Source organism: Vibrio sp. 704 (assembly GCF_033339295.1).
Genome location: NZ_JAWOUH010000008.1, coordinates 43,470 through 62,790, shown reverse-complemented (window position 1 = coordinate 62,790; position 19,321 = coordinate 43,470). Strand labels below are relative to the sequence as shown.

16 protein-coding genes are annotated in these 19,321 nt (G+C 45.9%); 2 read left to right on the top strand and 14 right to left on the bottom strand.

Annotation, left to right across the window (positions count from 1 at the left end; translation table 11 throughout):
- Positions 1 to 26: 26 nt before the first annotated feature.
- From mazG to rlmD, 3 genes are all read right to left on the bottom strand, one after another.
- On the bottom strand, positions 27 to 830 hold the full coding sequence (mazG, locus tag R7R24_RS13135; protein WP_191116403.1) for a nucleoside triphosphate pyrophosphohydrolase: 804 nt from the start codon (positions 828 to 830) through the stop codon (positions 27 to 29).
- 349 nt (positions 831 to 1,179) lie between these two features.
- Positions 1,180 to 3,399, bottom strand: a complete 2,220-nt coding sequence (gene relA / locus R7R24_RS13130) for a GTP diphosphokinase (protein WP_005380915.1) — start codon at positions 3,397 to 3,399, stop codon at positions 1,180 to 1,182.
- A gap of 123 nt (positions 3,400 to 3,522) precedes the next feature.
- On the bottom strand, positions 3,523 to 4,842 hold the full coding sequence (gene rlmD / locus R7R24_RS13125) for a 23S rRNA (uracil(1939)-C(5))-methyltransferase RlmD (protein WP_025768846.1): 1,320 nt from the start codon (positions 4,840 to 4,842) through the stop codon (positions 3,523 to 3,525).
- Positions 4,843 to 5,034: 192 nt separating this feature from the next.
- Here rlmD and barA point away from each other — a divergent pair, with 192 nt between their 5' ends.
- Positions 5,035 to 7,833 carry a two-component sensor histidine kinase BarA gene (gene barA / locus R7R24_RS13120; protein WP_033907441.1) on the top strand — a complete coding sequence of 933 codons (2,799 nt, stop codon included), beginning with the start codon at positions 5,035 to 5,037 and terminating at the stop codon, positions 7,831 to 7,833.
- Between the two features lie 69 nt (positions 7,834 to 7,902).
- Here barA and acpS read toward each other — a convergent pair whose 3' ends face one another.
- The 11 genes from acpS to rpoE form a co-directional block, all read right to left on the bottom strand.
- The gene (gene acpS, locus R7R24_RS13115) at positions 7,903 to 8,283 is read right to left on the bottom strand and encodes a holo-ACP synthase (protein ID WP_005380927.1); all 381 of its coding nucleotides are present in this window, start codon (positions 8,281 to 8,283) and stop codon (positions 7,903 to 7,905) included.
- A 10-nt stretch (positions 8,284 to 8,293) separates the two neighbouring features.
- The gene (gene pdxJ, locus R7R24_RS13110) at positions 8,294 to 9,028 is read right to left on the bottom strand and encodes a pyridoxine 5'-phosphate synthase (protein WP_054579068.1); all 735 of its coding nucleotides are present in this window, start codon (positions 9,026 to 9,028) and stop codon (positions 8,294 to 8,296) included.
- Positions 9,025 to 9,756 (bottom strand): DNA repair protein RecO, encoded by a 732-nt coding sequence (gene recO, locus R7R24_RS13105; RefSeq protein WP_005384578.1) that lies wholly within the window; start codon positions 9,754 to 9,756, stop codon positions 9,025 to 9,027. Before recO ends, pdxJ begins: the two co-directional genes overlap by 4 nt.
- A gap of 115 nt (positions 9,757 to 9,871) precedes the next feature.
- Positions 9,872 to 10,834, bottom strand: a complete 963-nt coding sequence (gene era, locus R7R24_RS13100; protein ID WP_005380931.1) for a GTPase Era — start codon at positions 10,832 to 10,834, stop codon at positions 9,872 to 9,874.
- Positions 10,827 to 11,504: a ribonuclease III gene (rnc, locus tag R7R24_RS13095; RefSeq protein ID WP_005380932.1), complete on the bottom strand. Its 678-nt coding sequence runs from the start codon at positions 11,502 to 11,504 to the stop codon at positions 10,827 to 10,829. Before rnc ends, era begins: the two co-directional genes overlap by 8 nt.
- A gap of 21 nt (positions 11,505 to 11,525) precedes the next feature.
- A complete protein-coding gene (lepB, locus tag R7R24_RS13090; protein WP_005380933.1) occupies positions 11,526 to 12,425 on the bottom strand; it encodes a signal peptidase I in 900 nt (299 codons plus the stop codon).
- A gap of 104 nt (positions 12,426 to 12,529) precedes the next feature.
- Positions 12,530 to 14,323: a translation elongation factor 4 gene (lepA, locus tag R7R24_RS13085; protein ID WP_005380934.1), complete on the bottom strand. Its 1,794-nt coding sequence runs from the start codon at positions 14,321 to 14,323 to the stop codon at positions 12,530 to 12,532.
- Positions 14,324 to 14,481: 158 nt separating this feature from the next.
- Entirely contained in the window at positions 14,482 to 14,952 is a 471-nt protein-coding gene (locus R7R24_RS13080) for a SoxR reducing system RseC family protein (RefSeq protein WP_005380936.1), read from the bottom strand.
- A 2-nt stretch (positions 14,953 to 14,954) separates the two neighbouring features.
- Positions 14,955 to 15,914 (bottom strand): sigma-E factor regulatory protein RseB, encoded by a 960-nt coding sequence (gene rseB, locus R7R24_RS13075; protein ID WP_005380941.1) that lies wholly within the window; start codon positions 15,912 to 15,914, stop codon positions 14,955 to 14,957.
- Complete coding sequence (locus R7R24_RS13070) at positions 15,911 to 16,537, bottom strand: sigma-E factor negative regulatory protein (protein WP_005380944.1); 627 nt, start codon at positions 16,535 to 16,537, stop codon at positions 15,911 to 15,913. The genes rseB and R7R24_RS13070 overlap by 4 nt, the downstream gene beginning before the upstream one ends.
- A 26-nt stretch (positions 16,538 to 16,563) precedes the next feature.
- Complete coding sequence (gene rpoE, locus R7R24_RS13065; RefSeq protein WP_005380946.1) at positions 16,564 to 17,142, bottom strand: RNA polymerase sigma factor RpoE; 579 nt, start codon at positions 17,140 to 17,142, stop codon at positions 16,564 to 16,566.
- A 554-nt stretch (positions 17,143 to 17,696) separates the two neighbouring features.
- Here rpoE and nadB point away from each other — a divergent pair.
- Positions 17,697 to 19,310 carry an L-aspartate oxidase gene (nadB, locus tag R7R24_RS13060; protein WP_005380947.1) on the top strand — a complete coding sequence of 538 codons (1,614 nt, stop codon included), beginning with the start codon at positions 17,697 to 17,699 and terminating at the stop codon, positions 19,308 to 19,310.
- Positions 19,311 to 19,321: the final 11 nt, after the last annotated feature.

The window sequence follows — 19,321 nt, the reverse complement described above, 5'->3', positions numbered from 1 at the left end:
GACCTTATATTATGTATTCTGCCAGTTTACCTCTGCCTCGATTCTTCTTGTTTTACTTCATCCCAAAAATGGTCAAGTTCTGATAAAGAACAATCTGTAAGTACTTTGCCTGACTGCTGGACCTTGCCTTCAACTTGTTTAAAACGTCGCGCAAACTTTACGTTTGCTTTTCCTAGCGCGACTTCTGGGTTTTTATCAAGGTGGCGAGCCAAATTGACAGTCGCAAATAGCAAATCACCGAGTTCCAACTCAACTTTCTCTTCATCGGGCTGAACTTGCAGTACCTCTTCCATGACTTCGTCAATTTCTTCTCGTACTTTATCGACAACCGGGCCAAGTGAATCCCAATCAAACCCAAATTTTGCACATTTTTTCTGAATTTTTGTAGCACGAGAAAGTGCCGGTAAAGAGTTTGGTATTGAGTCTAGGATACTTTCTTCCGCTTTGCCTACTAGGGCTTTTTCTTTTGCTTTTTCCGCTTCCCAGTTCGCGTTAATTTCCTCGTCAGATTCAAACTCAACATCTGAAAAAACATGCGGGTGGCGACGAGTCAGTTTTTCGTTCACGGTTTCGACGACATCCGAAAAGTCGAACAGCTCTTGCTCTTTCGCTAGCTGACTGTAAAAAATCACCTGAAACAACAAATCCCCTAGCTCTTCTTTTAGATTGGGCCAATCTCGATTTTGAATCGCGTCCACCACCTCGTAGGTTTCTTCTATTGTATGCGGAACGATGGTGTCAAAGGTTTGTTTTAAGTCCCAAGGGCAACCGTTTTCGGGGTCACGCAGCTTCGCCATGATTTGTTCTAACTGTTCAATTGGATGACTCATTTTTTGTTCCTTTAAACCTTTCTATTAAAGAAAAAGGTGAGCAGCCAAAACCACTCACCTTCTACATTATATTTTCTCAGCAGCTTTCACTAAGTAATTGTTACTTTGACAAGGCAACAAGTTTTCGCGACTCCTGAGCATAGCCTACTATGTGATGCCCCTGAGCCGGCACGTCGGAATAAGTGCAGCTAACGCAGATAAAAAGCCAAATATGACGCAAGTGTAACTCTGTAAATAGTTGAAGTTGTAGCTAGGCGACAAACAAACGAGACTCCTGAGCATGGTTCACCATGTGATGGAGCGAGTGCGTGCAGTCAACAACGCTACAACGATAACTATGACGAGAGTTTTAGCCGAGGCGTTTCACCGTCATGACATCCTTGATCTGTTCCACACGTTTCGAAACCCGCGAAAGCACCTCAATATTGGTGACTTCTAGGTCAAAGTCCATGATGGCAAGTTGACGTCTGTAGTCGACTCGGTTCTTCATACTGGTCACTTTGATCTTTTCGTTGGCGAACAGTGTCGTAATGTCTTTGAGTAGACCACCTCGCTCCATCGCTTCAACACGCACGGTGAGGATGTATGACCCCACAAAGCCGCTGCCCCAGACTGTATCGATGATGCGCTCTGGCGCATGATGGCGCAGTTCTTCTAGCTGTTCACAGTCACTACGGTGTACTGAAATCCCACGACCTTGCGTTATGTAACCAGAGATATCGTCACCTGGAATTGGCTGACAGCAACGTGCTAGATGTGTCATTAGGTTATCGACGCCTTCTACTACAACTGCGTCTTTTTTCGGTCGGCTTTGCGCGGGTGATTTATGCTCAGCTTCTTGCAGTTTTTCCAGTGCTTGCTGATCTTCTTCCTCTGCCGTTGGCTTGTTAACTAACGCGTTGATATGGTTAATTATTTGGTTGATACGCAAATCACCGCTACCTACACCAACATACAATTCATCTGGTGTTTTGACGTTAAACCGCTTGAGGGCGTAATGCTCTGCATCTTTTAACGTTGCGCCAATTTTGGCTAACTCATGCTCAAGGATTTCACGACCTGCTTCAAGGTTCTTCTCACGGCTTTGTTTTCGGAACCAGGCGTTAATTTTGGCACGCGCACGACCAGAATGAACGAAGCCTAATGATGGGTTTAACCAGTCACGTGATGGGTTAGGTTCTTTCTGAGTGATAATCTCGACTTGGTCACCCATATGTAATTTATGCGTGAACGGCACAATACGACCTCCGACTTTGGCACCGATACAACGGTGTCCCACTTCGGAGTGAATGTGATAGGCAAAATCTAGCGGCGTTGCCCCCATTGGCAAATCGACAACATCACCACGTGGTGTAAAGGCATAAACACGGTCATCAAAGACTTGGCTACGCAGCTCATCGAGCATTTCGCCAGAGTCAGACATTTCTTCTTGCCAATCCAATAGCTTACGCAGCCACGTGATCTTCTCATCATAACCGCTTCGGCTGCTTGCCCCTTCTTTATATTTCCAGTGCGCTGCAACCCCCAGTTCCGACTCTTCATGCATTTGCTTGGTACGAATCTGGATCTCGATGGTTTTGCCTTCTGGCCCTAGAATTACTGTATGGATCGATTGATAACCGTTTGGTTTAGGGTTAGCAACGTAGTCATCAAACTCGCTCGGTAGGTGCTTGTATTTGGTGTGAACTACGCCTAAAGCCGCGTAACAATCTTGCAGTTTGTCTGCGATGATACGCACTGCTCGCACATCAAACAGCTCATCAAAGGCCAAACTCTTTTTCTGCATTTTTCGCCAAATGCTGTAGATGTGCTTAGGTCGACCACTCACTTCGGCATTGATGCCCGACACTTCCATTTCGTGCGTGAGGTCTTCAACAAAGTCTTTGATGTACTGTTCACGAACAATGCGTCGCTCAGAAAGCTGTTTGGCAATTTGTTTGTAAGTTTCCGGTTGTTGGTAGCGGAAAGCGTAATCTTCAATTTCCCATTTCAGCTGACCGATGCCTAATCGGTTTGCTAGCGGCGCATAGATGTTGGCACACTCTTTTGCCGCCGCACGTCGAACTTCATCTGGCGCTTTTTTAACTTCAATAAGATTACAAATTCGTTCCGCGAGCTTGATAACTACGCAGCGGAAGTCATCCACCATGGCAAGCAGCATACGGCGTACGTTATCTACCTGAGATGACGCTGCACTGCCTTCCATGTTGACGTTGAGTTGGCCAATAGCAGCCATTTCTTCAACGCCGTCGATTAATTTTATGATTTCTTTGCTGTATTTCTCTTCCAGAATTTCTCTGTTAAAAGCACCACTTGAAACCAAAGGAAACAGTTGAGCAGCCACTAAAGTGGCTTGATCCATAGACAAGGTGATCAAAATTTCGATCATTTCTCGTCCACGCCACAACAACAGCTCCGCTTGCTCGTTATCAGCTAATACCGTCTGGCAATCTCGATATACTTCGATTAAGCGTGAGGCTGTGTTTTTCTCTTGTCCTAGGCTAGCCACCCAGTTTTCGAGTTCAAACTGTTCATCTTGGTTTAAATGCGCGCTTCTTACCGCAACCATCTCATCATCCTAATTATTATATTCGTGTGGTTTGACTAACACCGTCCAGGTTAGTTCTTTTTACCGCGCGTACACGCTGGCTTTATGACCACCCACCACAAATAAGGGGTCAAAGTCCTAAAGTTAGGACTTTTCAAACAATGCCATCGATTCTAGATGACTGGTATGAGGGAACATGTCCAGCATACCTAATTTAGTTAATTTATAGCCTTGCTCTATCAAGCTTTGACTATCCCTAGCAAGGGTAGCAGGATTACAAGAAACATAAACTACACGCTGTGCGCCAAGCTCAGAAACTTGATCGATGATCCCACTCGCTCCCGCGCGTGCCGGGTCTAATAATACTTTATCAAACCGCTCTGCGGCCCAGGCTTGGCCTTCAAAATCTTGCTCAAGGTTAGCGTGATAAAATTGCGCGTTATTGATTTGGTTCAAAGATGCATTGTTTGTGGCTTTTTCTACCATCTCTGCAACACCCTCTACTCCAACCACGTACTTAGCTAATTTCGCAACTGGTAAACTAAAGTTGCCTAAACCACAGAACAAATCTAACACTCGGTCACTCTTTTGTGGGTCTAACCACTCAACCGCTTGTTTGACCATTTGTTGGTTTACACCTTGGTTTACTTGAATAAAGTTATTTGGTGCAAAAGGGATTTTCACTCCAACTTCTTGATAAAAAGGCATATCGCCTTCGATAAGGTCTAATTGTTCTGTCGATGGCATTAAGTACAACGATGCGCCATGACGTTTTGCCAACTCCGTTAGAGATTGAGTTTCACTCGTTGTCAGAGCGCTCAAGTGGCGCAGCGTAATACACGGCCCATTATCACCAAGTACCAGCTCTACATGACCTAATTGTTCCGGCTTTTTGAACGCTTTTAGGGCTGAGTAAATCTCTGGCAGCAAAACATTCAGTTCCGGTGCCAGCACTGGGCAATCGGTCACTTGCGCAATTTGCTTACTCTGCTTTTTACGGAAACCAAAATGTAGCTGACGTGTTTTTTTATCAACAAACAAGCTCACTCTCGCACGGCGACGGTAGGCCTGCGAATATCCCAATAACGGGGCATCTAGTTCAATGTCACTGCCTGAAAATTTTCGCATTAGCTGACGCAACGTTTGCTGTTTGTACGTCAATTGTTGGTCATAATCTAGATGCTGCAAATCACAGCCACCGCACTCATGATAATGTGGGCAAAATGGCTCCACACGAGCTTCACTCGGCTTAAGGATTTTAATCAACTTACCGCGAGCGTATTTGCTCTTTTCTTCCACCAATTGAGTGACCACCTCCTCACCCGGCAGTGCTCCATCAATAAACAATGGCTTCTTTTTGAGGTAAGCAATGCCTGCGCCGTGGTGATCTAAACGCTCTACTTGCACTGCTTGGTGCCGAGTATTGAGTTGGGTTTTCTTTTTCGGTTGAAAGATGCGTGCCATGCTCTATGCCTGATTTATGTGTAATTGCTCTTCGGCTTCACTATTCTTGATTGCAGCCGTTGTGTGATTCGAGTGACTTGATTATGCTTACCGTTTATTCGGTGACGTCACTTCTTTGCTCAAGGCTTTATCGTGCGCTTGAGAAATAATGCGTTATTTTCCCATATCCAGACTCCGATGTAATTAGATAACATGACCAGATATGGCTTACGAGCACGTGTAATTACACTAACTCTCGCTCCCACTCTCATTATTGGTTTATTACTGAGCGGCTTTTTCTCATTTAACCGCTACCAAGACCTTGAGAAACAAGTTATCACCACTGGTAACAGCATTATTGAGCCGCTGGCGATTGCCAGTGAAACTCATCTACTATCAGAAAGCCGAGAGGCGGTACGTCGCTTGATAAGCTACGCGCACCGCAAAAACTCCAAACTGGTTCGTAGTATCGCGGTATTTGATGAACATCATGAGCTCTTTGTGACCTCTAACTTTCATCCTAATTTTGAAGCCTTGATGTTTCCCAAAGATAAACCGATCCCGCAACTGGGTAATTCGGAAATCTACGAAAACTCACTGATATTGCGTGTCCCCATTTTGTCAGAAGGTCACTACTTAGCGGAGTTGTCGAACGAAAGCCAAGGCACAAAAGCGATTGGTTACATCGCCGTCGAGTTAGATCTCTCCTCCTTGAGGCTGCAACAGTATCAAGAAGTCTTCTCTGCGTTTTTAGTTCTGGTTCTCGGTCTTGGCTTAGCAAGTGTGTTTGCTTCACGTCTAATGCACGATGTGACCCAACCTATCACCCACATGAAGAATGTCGTTGACCGCATTCGCCGCGGTCACCTTGATGTGCGTATCGAAGGCAAAATGCACGGGGAGTTAGACCAGCTAAAAAATGGCATCAACGCCATGGCGGTATCGTTATCAGAATATCACGTGGAGATGCAGCACAGTATAGACCAAGCCACGTCCGACTTACGTGAAACGCTTGAGCAGCTAGAAATTCAGAACGTTGAGCTGGATATCGCGAAGAAACGCGCGCAAGAAGCGGCCAGGGTTAAGTCAGAGTTCTTGGCAAACATGTCGCACGAGCTGCGTACTCCGCTCAATGGGGTGATTGGCTTTACTCGTCAAATGCTTAAAACGCAGCTTTCTAACAGCCAAACGGATTACCTACAGACGATTGAGAAGTCGGCGAACAACCTGCTGAATATCATCAATGACATTCTCGACTTCTCGAAACTTGAAGCGGGTAAGCTGGCGCTGGAAAACATTCCTTTTGATTTCCGAGAAAGTTTAGAAGAGGTAATTAACCTACAAGCCACAAGTGCACATGAGAAAGGGTTAGAAATCACCCTAAAAGTGGACCCTAAAATTCCACCGGGTTTAGTTGGGGATCCACTACGTATTCAGCAAATTTTGACGAACTTAGTCGGTAACTCAATCAAGTTTACCGAGCGAGGCAACATTGATGTTAGCGTAGAAATGCGCTCTCAATCAGGAGACTCCGTCGAACTGCAATTCATGGTGCGTGATACCGGTATTGGTATCTCTGAGCGTCAGCAAGCGCAGTTGTTCCAAGCCTTTAGCCAAGCGGATGCCAGTATTTCACGTCGTTACGGTGGTACTGGCCTTGGTCTGGTCATCACTCAGAAACTGGTGAGCCAGATGGGCGGCGAAATCAGTTTAACCAGCCGTCTACACCAAGGTTCAACCTTCTGGTTTACGGTGCGCTTGCACTCAACCGAGATGCCAATGAGCGAACTGATTGAAGTGGAACTTCTGACTGGGAAGCAGTTACTGCTGATTGAACCAAACATGCAAGCCGCATCCGTAACCCAACAGATTCTTAGTCAGGAGGGTATTTTAGTAACCTACCGCTCTTCGCTACCAAACAACGAAGAACAATATGATTATGTATTGTTGAATTTAGCGGCCAACCAGACTCACGATGCGGAAGTTATTACACCTTGGATAGAACAAGCGAAACGTATGGCTCCGAGTGTTCTCCTAGGGACACCGAGTACCGAATTGGCGCTTGCGGACCAAATAATGACTGAGCATCACGTCCAGTGCCTGACGAAGCCATTGTCTCGCCGTAAGTTGCTACAAAGCCTGATTAGCGAACATGTAGAATCGCCACCGGTATTAAGCGCTCCAATTACGCCAAGCGAAGGGGACCGTTTACCTCTCACTGTACTAGCAGTGGATGACAACCCTGCAAACTTGAAGCTGATCTCTGCACTGCTCCGCGAACGAGTAGAAACCGTCACCGCCTGTAGCAATGGCCAGCAAGCGGTGAACCTGGCGACAGAGAAAAAGTACGATTTAATCTTCATGGATATCCAAATGCCACAAATGGATGGGGTGACCGCTTGTAAGCACATTAAAGAGTTGGAGCTAAATAAAGACACGCCAGTGATTGCGGTAACGGCGCATGCCATGGCAGGGGAACGAGACCGCTTGCTCTCGGCAGGAATGGATGACTACTTGACCAAACCTATTGAAGAGCATGTGCTACAACAGGTTTTGGTTCACTGGAACCCCAATGCTTGTACAGAGAGCATTGGCAAAGTCGCCCCTTCATACGTTGATGAACCTGAAGGAAGCGCACCACAATCCGTTTCTTCACCTCAACAGGATGTGATTATTGATTGGCAAGCGGCCTTGAAACAGAGCGCGAATAAAGAGGATCTCGCCAAAGATATGCTGCGCATGTTGATTGAGTTCATCCCTGAAGTAGAAGCGGTTGTTGACCAAGCTCTAGAGCAAGAAGATATCTCTCGTGATGACCTAATTCATGTCATCCATAAGCTGCACGGCAGTAGTTCATATTGTGGCGTTCCAAGACTGAAGTCACTCTGTGCGACGCTTGAGCAAGCACTGCGCTCAGGGATCAGTCTTGAGGAGGTTGAGCCTGAAATGTTCGAGCTGCAAGATGAAATGATTAAAGTAACAACAACCGCAAAGTTATACCTTGAACAGTGATCTATTGAAGAGAAACAAAAGCCAGAGCAAATGCTCTGGCTTTTTAGTATTTTGTTTAAGACTTACAAGCTAGGATTCAAAAATGACCGTCGCCACAGCGTAATGACGCTCATCGGAAATGGACAGGTGAATGTGGTTAACACCCATCGCATCCGCTATTTGCTTGGCTGTGCCCGTCAATGCGAGTACTGGTTTTCCAAGCTCATCGTTCGAGATGGAAAAGTCGTGAAACGTGACCCCTTTTGCTATCCCTGTTCCCAATGCTTTTGAGGCCGCTTCTTTGACTGCAAAGCGCTTAGCAAGATAACGACCTTGCAGCTTAAGCTGTGAGAATTTGGCCATTTCTTCTTCTGAAAGAATCCGCTGAGCAAAAGGTTCACCACTACGAGCTAACGCTTTTTCAATACGCTCAATTTCTGCAATGTCGGTCCCTAACCCTATAATCGCCATCTAGATAGCCCTATGACTGGCGAGCCTCAATCATCAGTGCTTTCATGTCAGCAACCGCTTTATTTAAACCATCAAATACTGCGCGACCAATGATTGAGTGACCAATGTTGAGTTCGTAAATTTCTGGTAATGCAGCAATTGGTGCGACATTGTGATAAGTCAGGCCATGCCCGGCATTAACAATAATACCTAGGTCATGTGCATAACTCGCACCAGCAGCAATCTTCTTCAGTTCAGCTTGCTGTTCGTCTTCTGTCGTCGCATCTGCATAGTGGCCAGTATGTAGCTCAATAAACGGAGCGCCACACTTTTTCGCAGCTTCAATCTGTTGACGGTCAGCATCAATAAAGAGCGAAACTTTAATGCCGGCATCTGTCAGCTTTTTCGTCGCAGCTTGAATTTTTTCAAGCTGCCCTACTACATCTAAGCCACCTTCCGTCGTCAGTTCTTCACGCTTTTCAGGCACTAGACACACAAACTCTGGTTTAGTTTGCAGCGCAATCTCAACCATTTCGTCCGTCACTGCCATCTCTAGATTCATACGCGTTTGAATAGTTTCACGCAGAATACGTACATCACGATCCAAAATATGGCGACGGTCTTCACGTAAGTGGATAGTGATACCGTCTGCGCCTGCACGCTCTGCAATTTCAGCAGCGTGAACAGGATCCGGGTATTTAGTACCACGTGCATTACGTAGAGTGGCAATATGGTCGATATTGACGCCTAAATAAATTGAGCTCATTTTCCGTTACTCCGTGCTCTGGGGGTCTGAATGAAAAATTCACGACTTTTTAAAGGTTTGCCGCCAAGATACGGCTTTAAGGCTATACGTGTAAAGCGTTTTGCCGCTTTTAGCTGCTCTTTAGTGACGAACCGCCGCTCACTGATAGCAATCAGTTCATTCCCTAAAAACGTGAGGTTATCGCGCCTAACCGAAGCAATAAACCCTTTCTGTTCCCGGTAACGATAGGTCATTTCTGGATCGACGGGCTCGCCGGTACCTGCACAATGCAAAAAATCCACGCCATACCCCATCGCAGACAGCAAGGCTAACTCAAAACGACGCAGTGCAGGCTCAGGGTTCTCGTTGTGCGCCAACTCGGTTAACGCATGCAAATAATCATGAAATAGTGCTGGCATCGGCACTTCAGCCATCAAAATACGGCCAATCAGTTCATTGACGTACATGGCTGAGTAGAGATTAATGCCCGTTAACGGCAAACCTAGACTTATCGGCTCGGCTTGACGCAAAGTTTTCATTGAGCCTTTCCCCGACCATTTAAGTAATAGCGGGGTAAAAGGTTGCAATGCGCCTTTTAAGTTCGAACGCTTACTGCGCGCGCCTTTGGCCATTAAAGTCATTCGGCCATATTCCTCACTAAATACATCAAGGATTAAGCTCGATTCACTGTAAGGGCGTCGGTGCAGTACAAAACAGCGCTGTAAACCTTCGGAAGACAGATTACTCATCTAAGTCATTGTGCCTAAAAAGTGTGAAATAAAAAATAAGGAGCCGAGCGGCTCCTTATTTTAATCGATACTGATTTTTCATCGATGTTGGAGCGAAGCACCTTCGCAGCCAAGATTATAAATCGTCTATATAACCCAACGATCGCAACGCTCGTTCGTCGTCTGCCCAGCCAGATTTCACTTTTACCCAAGTTTCTAGGTAAACCTTACGACCGAACAATTCTTCCATATCTAAACGCGCTTCGCGACCAATGGTTTTAATCTTCTCGCCGCCTTTGCCAATCACCATTTTCTTCTGGCCATTACGCTCAACAAGAATCAATGCATTGATGTGGAAACCGTCGGTTTCTGGGTTGTAATCAAAACGTTCAATCTCAACCGTTACTGAGTATGGCAGCTCTTCACCAGTAAAGCGCATCAGCTTTTCACGCACAATCTCAGACGCCATAAAACGCTGAGAACGGTCAGTCACGTATTCTTCTGGGAAGTGATGCGTTGCTTTAGGTAAGTGATTACGCACGTGCTTACGCAGTACGTCAATGTTCTTACCTTGCTTGGCAGAGATTGGCACAACATCCACGAAGTCCATCTTCTTCGACATCTCCGCCATGTGTAGCATCACGTCGTTACGATCTTGTACGTTGTCGACTTTGTTTACACAAAGCACAACTGGGAAGTTCGATTTTTGAAGTTTGGTCAGCACCATCTCATCGTCTTTAGTCCAATGCGTACCATCGACTAAGAAGAACACAAGGTTTACATCACTCAATGACGAGTTAGCTGCACGGTTCATCAAACGGTTGATCGCACGCTTTTCTTCAATGTGAAGTCCAGGCGTGTCGACGTAAATCGCTTGGTAATCGCCGTCCGTATCCACACCCATAATACGGTGGCGTGTCGTTTGCGGCTTACGAGAGGTGATCGAAATCTTCTGACCCAAAATCTTGTTCAAAAGTGTCGACTTACCTACGTTTGGACGACCAACAATAGCAATAAAGCCACAGTGTTGGTTTTCTGGCGAGCTTGGCTCACCTTGTGATGCGAAAAACGCATCGATATCGAATTCGTTATCAGCCATTTGTTAATTGCTCAAGTGCTGTTTCAGCAGCCGCTTGTTCTGCCTTGCGGCGGCTGGTGCCTTTACCGATTACAGGCTTATCCACACCTGCTACTTCGCACTCAACCGTGAACTCTTGGTTGTGCGCTTCACCTTTAATATTAGTCACTGTGTAGACAGGCAGCGGTTTTCTTCTGCCTTGTAGGAACTCTTGTAGGCGAGTTTTCGGATCTTTTTGTGAAACGCCTGGTTTAATGGCTTCAAGGCGTGACTGATACCAACTCAGTACAATGCCTCGCACAACTTCAAGATCACTGTCTAGGTAAATTGCGCCAATAATGGCTTCAACCGCATCGGCTAAAATAGAGTCTCGGCGAAAACCGCCACTCTTCAATTCACCTGGACCTAATTTTAAATAATCTCCTAGATCGAATTCACGACCCAGTTCCGCCAATGTATGTCCGCGAACCAAAGTAGCACGCATGCGGCTCATGTCACCTTCGTTCACTTTTGGGAAACGATGGTACAGATCATCAGCGATGACAAAACTTAAAATTGAATCGCCCAGAAACTCAAGACGTTCATTGTGCTTACTGTTGGCGCTGCGGTGCGTCAGCGCCAAATTGATAAGCCCGGCATCTTGAAACTGGTAGCCGAGCTTTCTCTCTAGTTTATCAATTGGAGAATTCATACTCTCTCGATATTTGAATGGTTAGTGAATGCCACCGATGCGGTTAAAACGCACACCAGTTGGAATCCATGAAGGTAGAACACTATCTGCGCCACGATCAAACTCGAAGCTGATCCAGATCGCGACAGCTTTACCGACTAAGTTTGCTTCTGGAACAAAGCCCCAGTAACGGCTGTCAGCACTGTTGTCACGGTTATCACCCATCACAAAATACTGACCTTGTGGTACAACCCACTCTGTCGTGCCGCTGCGTGGGAAATATTGCTCCACGCGGTTACGCACAAGAGGGTTAACCAAAATATTGTGCTCAACGTTACCCAATTTCTCATCCAGTTGGATCATTGGAATACCGTTCGAGCTAAACTGACTTTCTTCAACATTGCTCAGTTTAACTGGCTTACATGCCGATTCGCCTTGGCTTTGCACGCAAAGCTGCTTATCACTTGAATAACGCACGATATCACCAGGTAAACCAACTACACGCTTAATGTAGTCCACACTTGGTTGTGGTGGGTATTTGAAGACCACGATATCACCACGCTCAGGCTTACCAGTTTCCACTAGCTGAGTACGCCATACTGGGTCTTTTAGACCGTACGCGTACTTCTCAACTAAAATGAAATCGCCAACCAGCAAGGTAGGCATCATTGAGCCTGATGGGATTTGAAATGGTTCGTAGATAAAAGAACGTAATACTAAAACGAACGCGATCACAGGAAAAATAGAGACGCTATTTTCAACCCACCAAGGCTGACGCTCAACTTTTTGCAAGGTCACTGCATCCAAACCATTAGACGTCTGAGCTTGAATCTCAGCCAGTTTTTCCTGACGCTTTTTCGCGAAAACCAGCTTTTCCAATAGCCAAACCACGCCAGTTACCAAAGTCGCAATAACCAACATCAGTGAGAATGTATTCGCCATTAAATTCCCTTATCTAAAAATACGAAAGTGAAAGAGCCGAAACCCTTTCACTTATTTTAATATCTAACGTCTTAAGACCGACAAGTGTGAGACAAAGTTCAACTTTAGTCTTTACCTACGTGAAGGATGGCTAGGAACGCTTCTTGAGGCAGCTCAACGTTACCGATCTGCTTCATGCGTTTCTTACCTTCTTTCTGTTTCTTCAGAAGTTTCTTCTTACGACTTACGTCACCGCCGTAACATTTCGCAATAACGTTCTTACGCAACTGTTTTACCGTTGAACGAGCGATAATGTGGTTACCAATTGCCGCTTGGATTGCGATATCAAACATTTGGCGAGGGATGAATTCTTTCATCTTCTCTACCAACTGACGACCGCGAGTCTGAGACTGATCTTTGTGTGTGATCATCGCCAATGCATCAACAGTGTCACCGTTAAGAAGAACGTCTACACGTACCATGTTCGAAGCTTCAAAACGCTGGAAGTTGTAATCCAAAGATGCGTAACCGCGTGATGTTGATTTCAGACGATCGAAGAAATCCAGTACCACTTCAGCCATTGGAATATCGTAAGTCACAGCGACTTGGTTACCGTGGTAAACCATATCAACTTGACTGCCTCGCTTTTCAACACACAGGGTGATTACATTACCTAGGTACTCTGAAGGCACAAGGATATTACAACGCGCAATCGGTTCACGAATTTCTTCAATATCATTGATCGCTGGTAGTTTTGCTGGGCTATCAACATACAGCAGATCGCCATCCGTCTTCTCAACTTCGTAAACTACCGTTGGTGCTGTGGTAATAAGATCCAAGTCGTATTCACGCTCTAGACGCTCTTGGATGATTTCCATATGTAGCATGCCAAGGAAACCACAACGGAAGCCAAAGCCTAGTGCTGCAGAGTTTTCTGGCTCGTAGAATAGCGATGCGTCGTTTAGGCTTAGTTTGCCTAGTGCGTCACGGAAGTTTTCGTAATCGTCGGAAGATACAGGGAACAGACCTGCGTAAACCTGAGGTTTAACTTTCTTAAAGCCAGGTAGAGGTTTATCACAACCATTCTTCGCTAGAGTCAGCGTATCACCAACAGGGGCACCAAGAATGTCTTTGATGCCACAAACAACCCAACCTACTTCACCAGTACGAAGGGTATCGGTATCTACTTGTTTTGGCGTAAAGATACCAAGGCGGTCTACACCCCAAACTTGGCCCGTACTCATCACTTTGATCTTATCGTTCTTCTTCAGTTCGCCGTTTTTAATACGCACTAGAGAAACAACGCCAAGGTAGTTATCAAACCATGAGTCAATGATCAGCGCTTGTAGTGGCGCATCTGGATCACCTTCCGGTGCTGGAATCGCTGACACAATGTTCTCTAGAACGTCATCAACACCGATGCCTGTCTTCGCAGAACAGCGAGTTGCTTCCATTGCATCGATACCAACGATTTCTTCAATTTCTTCCGCTACACGCTCAGGATCAGCTGCAGGTAGGTCAATCTTGTTTAAGATTGGCACAACCTCTAGATCCATTTCGATCGCGGTGTAACAGTTAGCCAGTGTTTGAGCCTCAACACCTTGACCCGCATCCACAACCAATAGCGCACCTTCACAAGCCGCTAGAGAACGTGATACTTCATATGCAAAGTCAACGTGCCCCGGAGTATCGATGAAGTTCAGCTGATACGTCTCACCGTCTTTAGCGGTGTAGTTTAGCGTCACACTCTGAGATTTGATGGTGATGCCACGCTCACGTTCAAGATCCATAGAATCCAGAACCTGTGCGGCCATTTCACGATCGGTTAACCCGCCACAAACTTGGATTAGACGGTCTGATAGGGTCGACTTACCATGGTCGATGTGGGCGATAATCGAAAAGTTACGAATGTGCTTCATAGATTTAGGGTGACTAACTCTTTACAAATAGGGACAGTAAGAAACGCCATCTACTGACGGCATTTCAATCAAGTTGGCAGATTCTACCGAATTTCGTTAACGGGCGCACGTAATTTAAAGTACATACCCAAATAACCTTTAGTGGAGGGGGACAGCACTTACTGGATTGGCTCTCCAAGTACCCGAACGAGGGTAACTTGGCGCTTGGATTCATCTTCTAACGGACGAGAAACACGTTTTGCGATCCACATTCCACCAGCGGCAAACAATACCGATGCCAATATGATGATGCCTTCCCCGCCGGCTGTCAGCGGCGCTAATAGGAAGTGACCAAACATCGCACCGATAATCAAACCAAACAATGGCAGTAAATAAACCGCCATTGCTGATTTTATTAGGCTCGACTCAGGAAAACCAATCTCAACGACTTGACCTATTTTCACCGATTTATCCGTGCGCAGGTGCCAAGATAAGCTCTTGTTACCAATGGCTTTAGTAACAACGCCCGTTCCACAGCTTTTCTGTGAAGAGCAACTACTGCAACTGGTCTGCTGTTCGCAACTTAAATCAATTTCGAATTGCTTGCCGCGACGATGCACGTCTGTCACGGTAGCCAACGCGGTCATCATTGTTATTTACTCTTTGTTACATTAAATGTGACAGATTGGGCGATACGCTGTGCTGTGGTCGGTGGAATGTCTCCTACAACAGAGATTTCATGTTGACCGCTCACAAAACTGTGTAGCGTTCTTCTGCCTTGGCGAACCAACTGCCCTTTTAACGAATGCTCATCTTTGTTTGCTACGTAAACAGAGAAGCTAAACAGACCATCAGAATACAGCTGACTCTCCACCATTTGGTTAGTAACGGCCATTCGATAGCGGTTGAGCTCGTTCGGCTCGAAACCCTCAGGGATCCAACCAACCTGCCAATTACTGGTCCCAATATCGCCTTTTGGCATGGTGAGAACAGCAGGTAATTGAACATCTTGCAGGCCACTCATTAACTCTGCGATTTTTGGGTTTACCGTGTAAGAAATAGTGCGATATTGTTCAAGCATCTCACCATCGCGGTCCACAAGGTCGGCACGTAACGGCAATTTACTCTTCTCATCGATCCATAGTACGTATGAATAGCGCAGACCGTCTTTAGGAACAATACGCAGCACTTGTGTTGCCACACCAGCTTCACGAGCTCTACCCACTTTTACGTAGTCGTAATACAAGTTTAGCTCATCGATATTGGTGTTGAGCATAGGCATAGTCGGAGCGACCATTTTACCTGACTCGATGGTGAATGGTTCTAAACCCGTTTCGATATAACTTACTTCAGTTCCGCGACGAATCACTTCACGCACAGGGCCACTTAAGTAGACAAGATGAGCATATTGATCGTCACCATGCGTGGCATGACGATACAGCAACGGCTCAATGCTGTTCTTTTTGATAAGGATATAAGAGAGTTCGTAACTTAAATTCTTACTCGCCTCGCTCATTTGATGCAATAAAGCCTCCGCTGGCTTATCACCAGCAAAGGCTTGAGAAGACATCATACTGAACAGAGCGCAAGCGCTGATCAGAAATTTTTTCATTCAATATCCGGATTCAGATTTGCATCTTGTTGAGATGCATCACTGTTAATTCGTAACTGCAATTCGTAGTCTCGCAGCATAGCATGAACACGCTTGCGCTGCTCTTGCATATTTGCCTCGCCTACAGAACGTTCTACAGACTCACGAGTCAAACTCACTGGTTCTGCGCTGCCAGCAAACGGAACCGTCTGCAATACAGGTAATTGATCTGTTTGCGGCGACATTGAATCGCTACCACCGTACTGCTGTACACCTAAAATAACAACAAGCGATACACATGCAGCAACAGCAACTTGACCAAACTGCGTCAACCAACCTGGCAACTGACGTTTTGCTTTTTGCGGTTCTGGTTGCGACTCTTTTGGCGTATCCGCAATTGAGATAACATTTGCACTGTGCGAATCAAACGCACGGTGTGCAGGTTCATCTTCTAACGCTAACGCCACGCTTTCAGCAATATTCCACTCAGGTTTTGCTGGCGCTTCGCCTCGCATCACATCACCAATCAGGTGATAGTTCTGCCAAGCATCACGGCTCTCTTGGTCTTGCTCTAACTCTTGAATTAAAGCCTTATCGACCAATTCTCCATCCATGAGAGCTGAAAGTTTTTCTTTGTCAGCCATTATTTTCACCATAGTTATTACTTGTACTAGCGTTGCAAAAGAGGTCTGATTTTCTTTTCCACCGCCTCACGAGCACGGAAGATACGCGATCGTACCGTTCCTACCGGGCAATCCATCACTTCTGCAATTTCTTCATAACTCAAGCCATCGAGCTCTCGTAATGTCATTGCGGTTTTTAAATCTTCAGGTAAAGCTTCGATTGCACTGAACACCACCCGTTGCAATTCTTTGGACAACGTTAAGTTCTCAGGGTTCGATATTTCTTTAAGTGCACTACCTGTTTCGTAAAATTCAGCATCTTCAGCATCGACATCTGTCGCTGGAGGTCTACGCCCTTGAGCAACAATGTGATTTTTCGCAGTATTCACTGCAATGCGATACAGCCACGTATAAAACGCACTTTCCCCACGAAAGCTAGGGATAGCTCGGTAAGCTTTAATAAACGCTTCTTGTGCTACATCTGGTACATCGCCAGGATTACTAACGTATCTGGAAATAAGATTACATACCTTATTCTGGTACTTTGTTACCAACAGGTTGAATGCTTGCTTATCGCCATTCTGAACTCGCTCAATCAATACTTGATCGGTCAGCTGCTCGTTCATTCGAGCGGATACTCCTATTTGTTATGCCCCTACTCTTCTCAGATATGGGTACTAATTATGCAAAACGTAGTATTGACACCACTGCTTACTTGAGCACTATTGTGACCCTAACGTGAATGAGAAAGTTCCATGGTTTCTCAAGTTTTTTGTCATTGTTTTTTCACAATGTGATGTCTGTACCCAAATGACCACCGCTGCCTGACTTTAGTCTAAGTTTGACAAGCGAGCATCTTGGAGGGAAATGGGTATAATGAATGATCTCTGTCCCAGATTGTGCTGGGTCGGGCATGGAAAAGCAATGGCATTGACAAACTATTACTTTTCATTTGCATGGCTAATGGCTATCTGAACACCGCGTTACAAATTATAACTTAGGAAGCATGCTCATGCTCTGCATGAAAAAGAAGAGTGGCTCAGTCACCGCCGTAACACGGACGTCGATAGGTCTCCCAACTTAGCCCTTAGCGACAGATGTCGCGATAATGGAATGCACATGGTGTGCAAATAATACACAAGGTAACTTTGTTACCTTAGCTTGGGATTATAAAAGTTATATGAACACAAATCGTGAACATGAGTGTGATGTATTAGTGGTAGGGAGTGGCGCGGCAGGTTTGTCGTTGGCTTTGCGCGTTGCTAACCACTGTAAGGTGATGGTGCTGAGTAAAGGACCACGCAGCGAAGGGGCAACCTACTATGCTCAAGGCGGTATCGCTGCCGTATTTGATGAGTCAGACACCATTGATTCACACGTTGAAGACACGCAAATCGCCGGGGATGGTATTTGCGATGAGGAGACCGTAAGGTTCATTGCTGAGCATTCAAAAGAGTGTGTACAGTGGTTGATTGACGGTGGTGTCCCATTTGATCGTGAAGAAGATGACTCTGACGATGAACCTCGCTACCACTTAACTCGTGAAGGTGGTCATAGCCGTCGTCGTATTCTTCACGCGGCAGATGCGACAGGTATGGCGATGCAAACCTCCCTGCAAGATAACGCTCATAACCATCCAAACATTCATGTTCTCGAACGTCACAATGCTCTGGACTTAATCACCGAAGACAAAATTGGCGGTGATAAAAACAAAGTTATCGGTGCTTATATTTGGAACCGCAACGAAGAGCATGTCGAAACCGTGCGAGCCAAATTTGTGGTTCTCGCTACAGGTGGTGCTTCAAAGGTTTATCAATACACCTCTAACCCAGATGTGTCGTCTGGTGATGGTATTGCGATTGCTTGGCGTGCAGGGTGTCGTGTGGCTAATATGGAATTTAACCAGTTCCATCCGACGTGTTTATATCACCCAGAAGCACGTAACTTCTTGCTAACTGAAGCGTTACGTGGCGAAGGTGCTTACCTGCGTCGTCCAGATGGTTCTCGCTTTATGCCAGATTTCGATGAACGTAAAGAGCTTGCTCCGCGTGACGTCGTGGCTCGTGCTATCGACTTCGAAATGAAGCGTTTAGGCGCCGACTGTATGTATCTCGACATCAGTCATAAGCCTGCTGACTTTATTACGAAACACTTCCCAACCATTTATTCACGTTTGATGGATTTGGGCATCGACATGACTAAAGAGCCAATCCCAATCGTACCTGCTGCACACTACACTTGTGGCGGTGTCATGGTGGATAGAAATGGCTGCACCGATCTGAAAAATTTGTATGCGATTGGTGAAGTTAGCTACACCGGGCTGCACGGTGCTAACCGCATGGCATCAAACTCACTTCTCGAATGCGTGGTTTATGCTTGGTCTGCGGCAAAAGATATTCTAAAACATCACACTAACGTTGAGCTACCCTCACAGGTGCCATGTTGGGATGAAAGTAAAGTAACCAATAGTGATGAAGAAGTGATCATTCAGCACAACTGGCACGAGCTTCGTCTGTTTATGTGGGACTACATGGGCATTGTGCGAACTGACAAGCGTTTAGAGCGCGCCTTACGCCGTATCCAACTGTTGCAACAAGAAACACACGAGTACTACAGCAATTTCCGAGTGTCGAACAACTTATTAGAACTGCGTAACCTTTTACAAGTAGCAGAGTTGATGGTTCGTTGTGCGATGCAGCGTAAAGAGAGTCGAGGTTTGCACTACACGCTTGACTATCCGAACCAACTGGAAAACAGCGGACCAACGATTTTGGTTCCAGCTAAACAGCTTTAACTTTACCAATT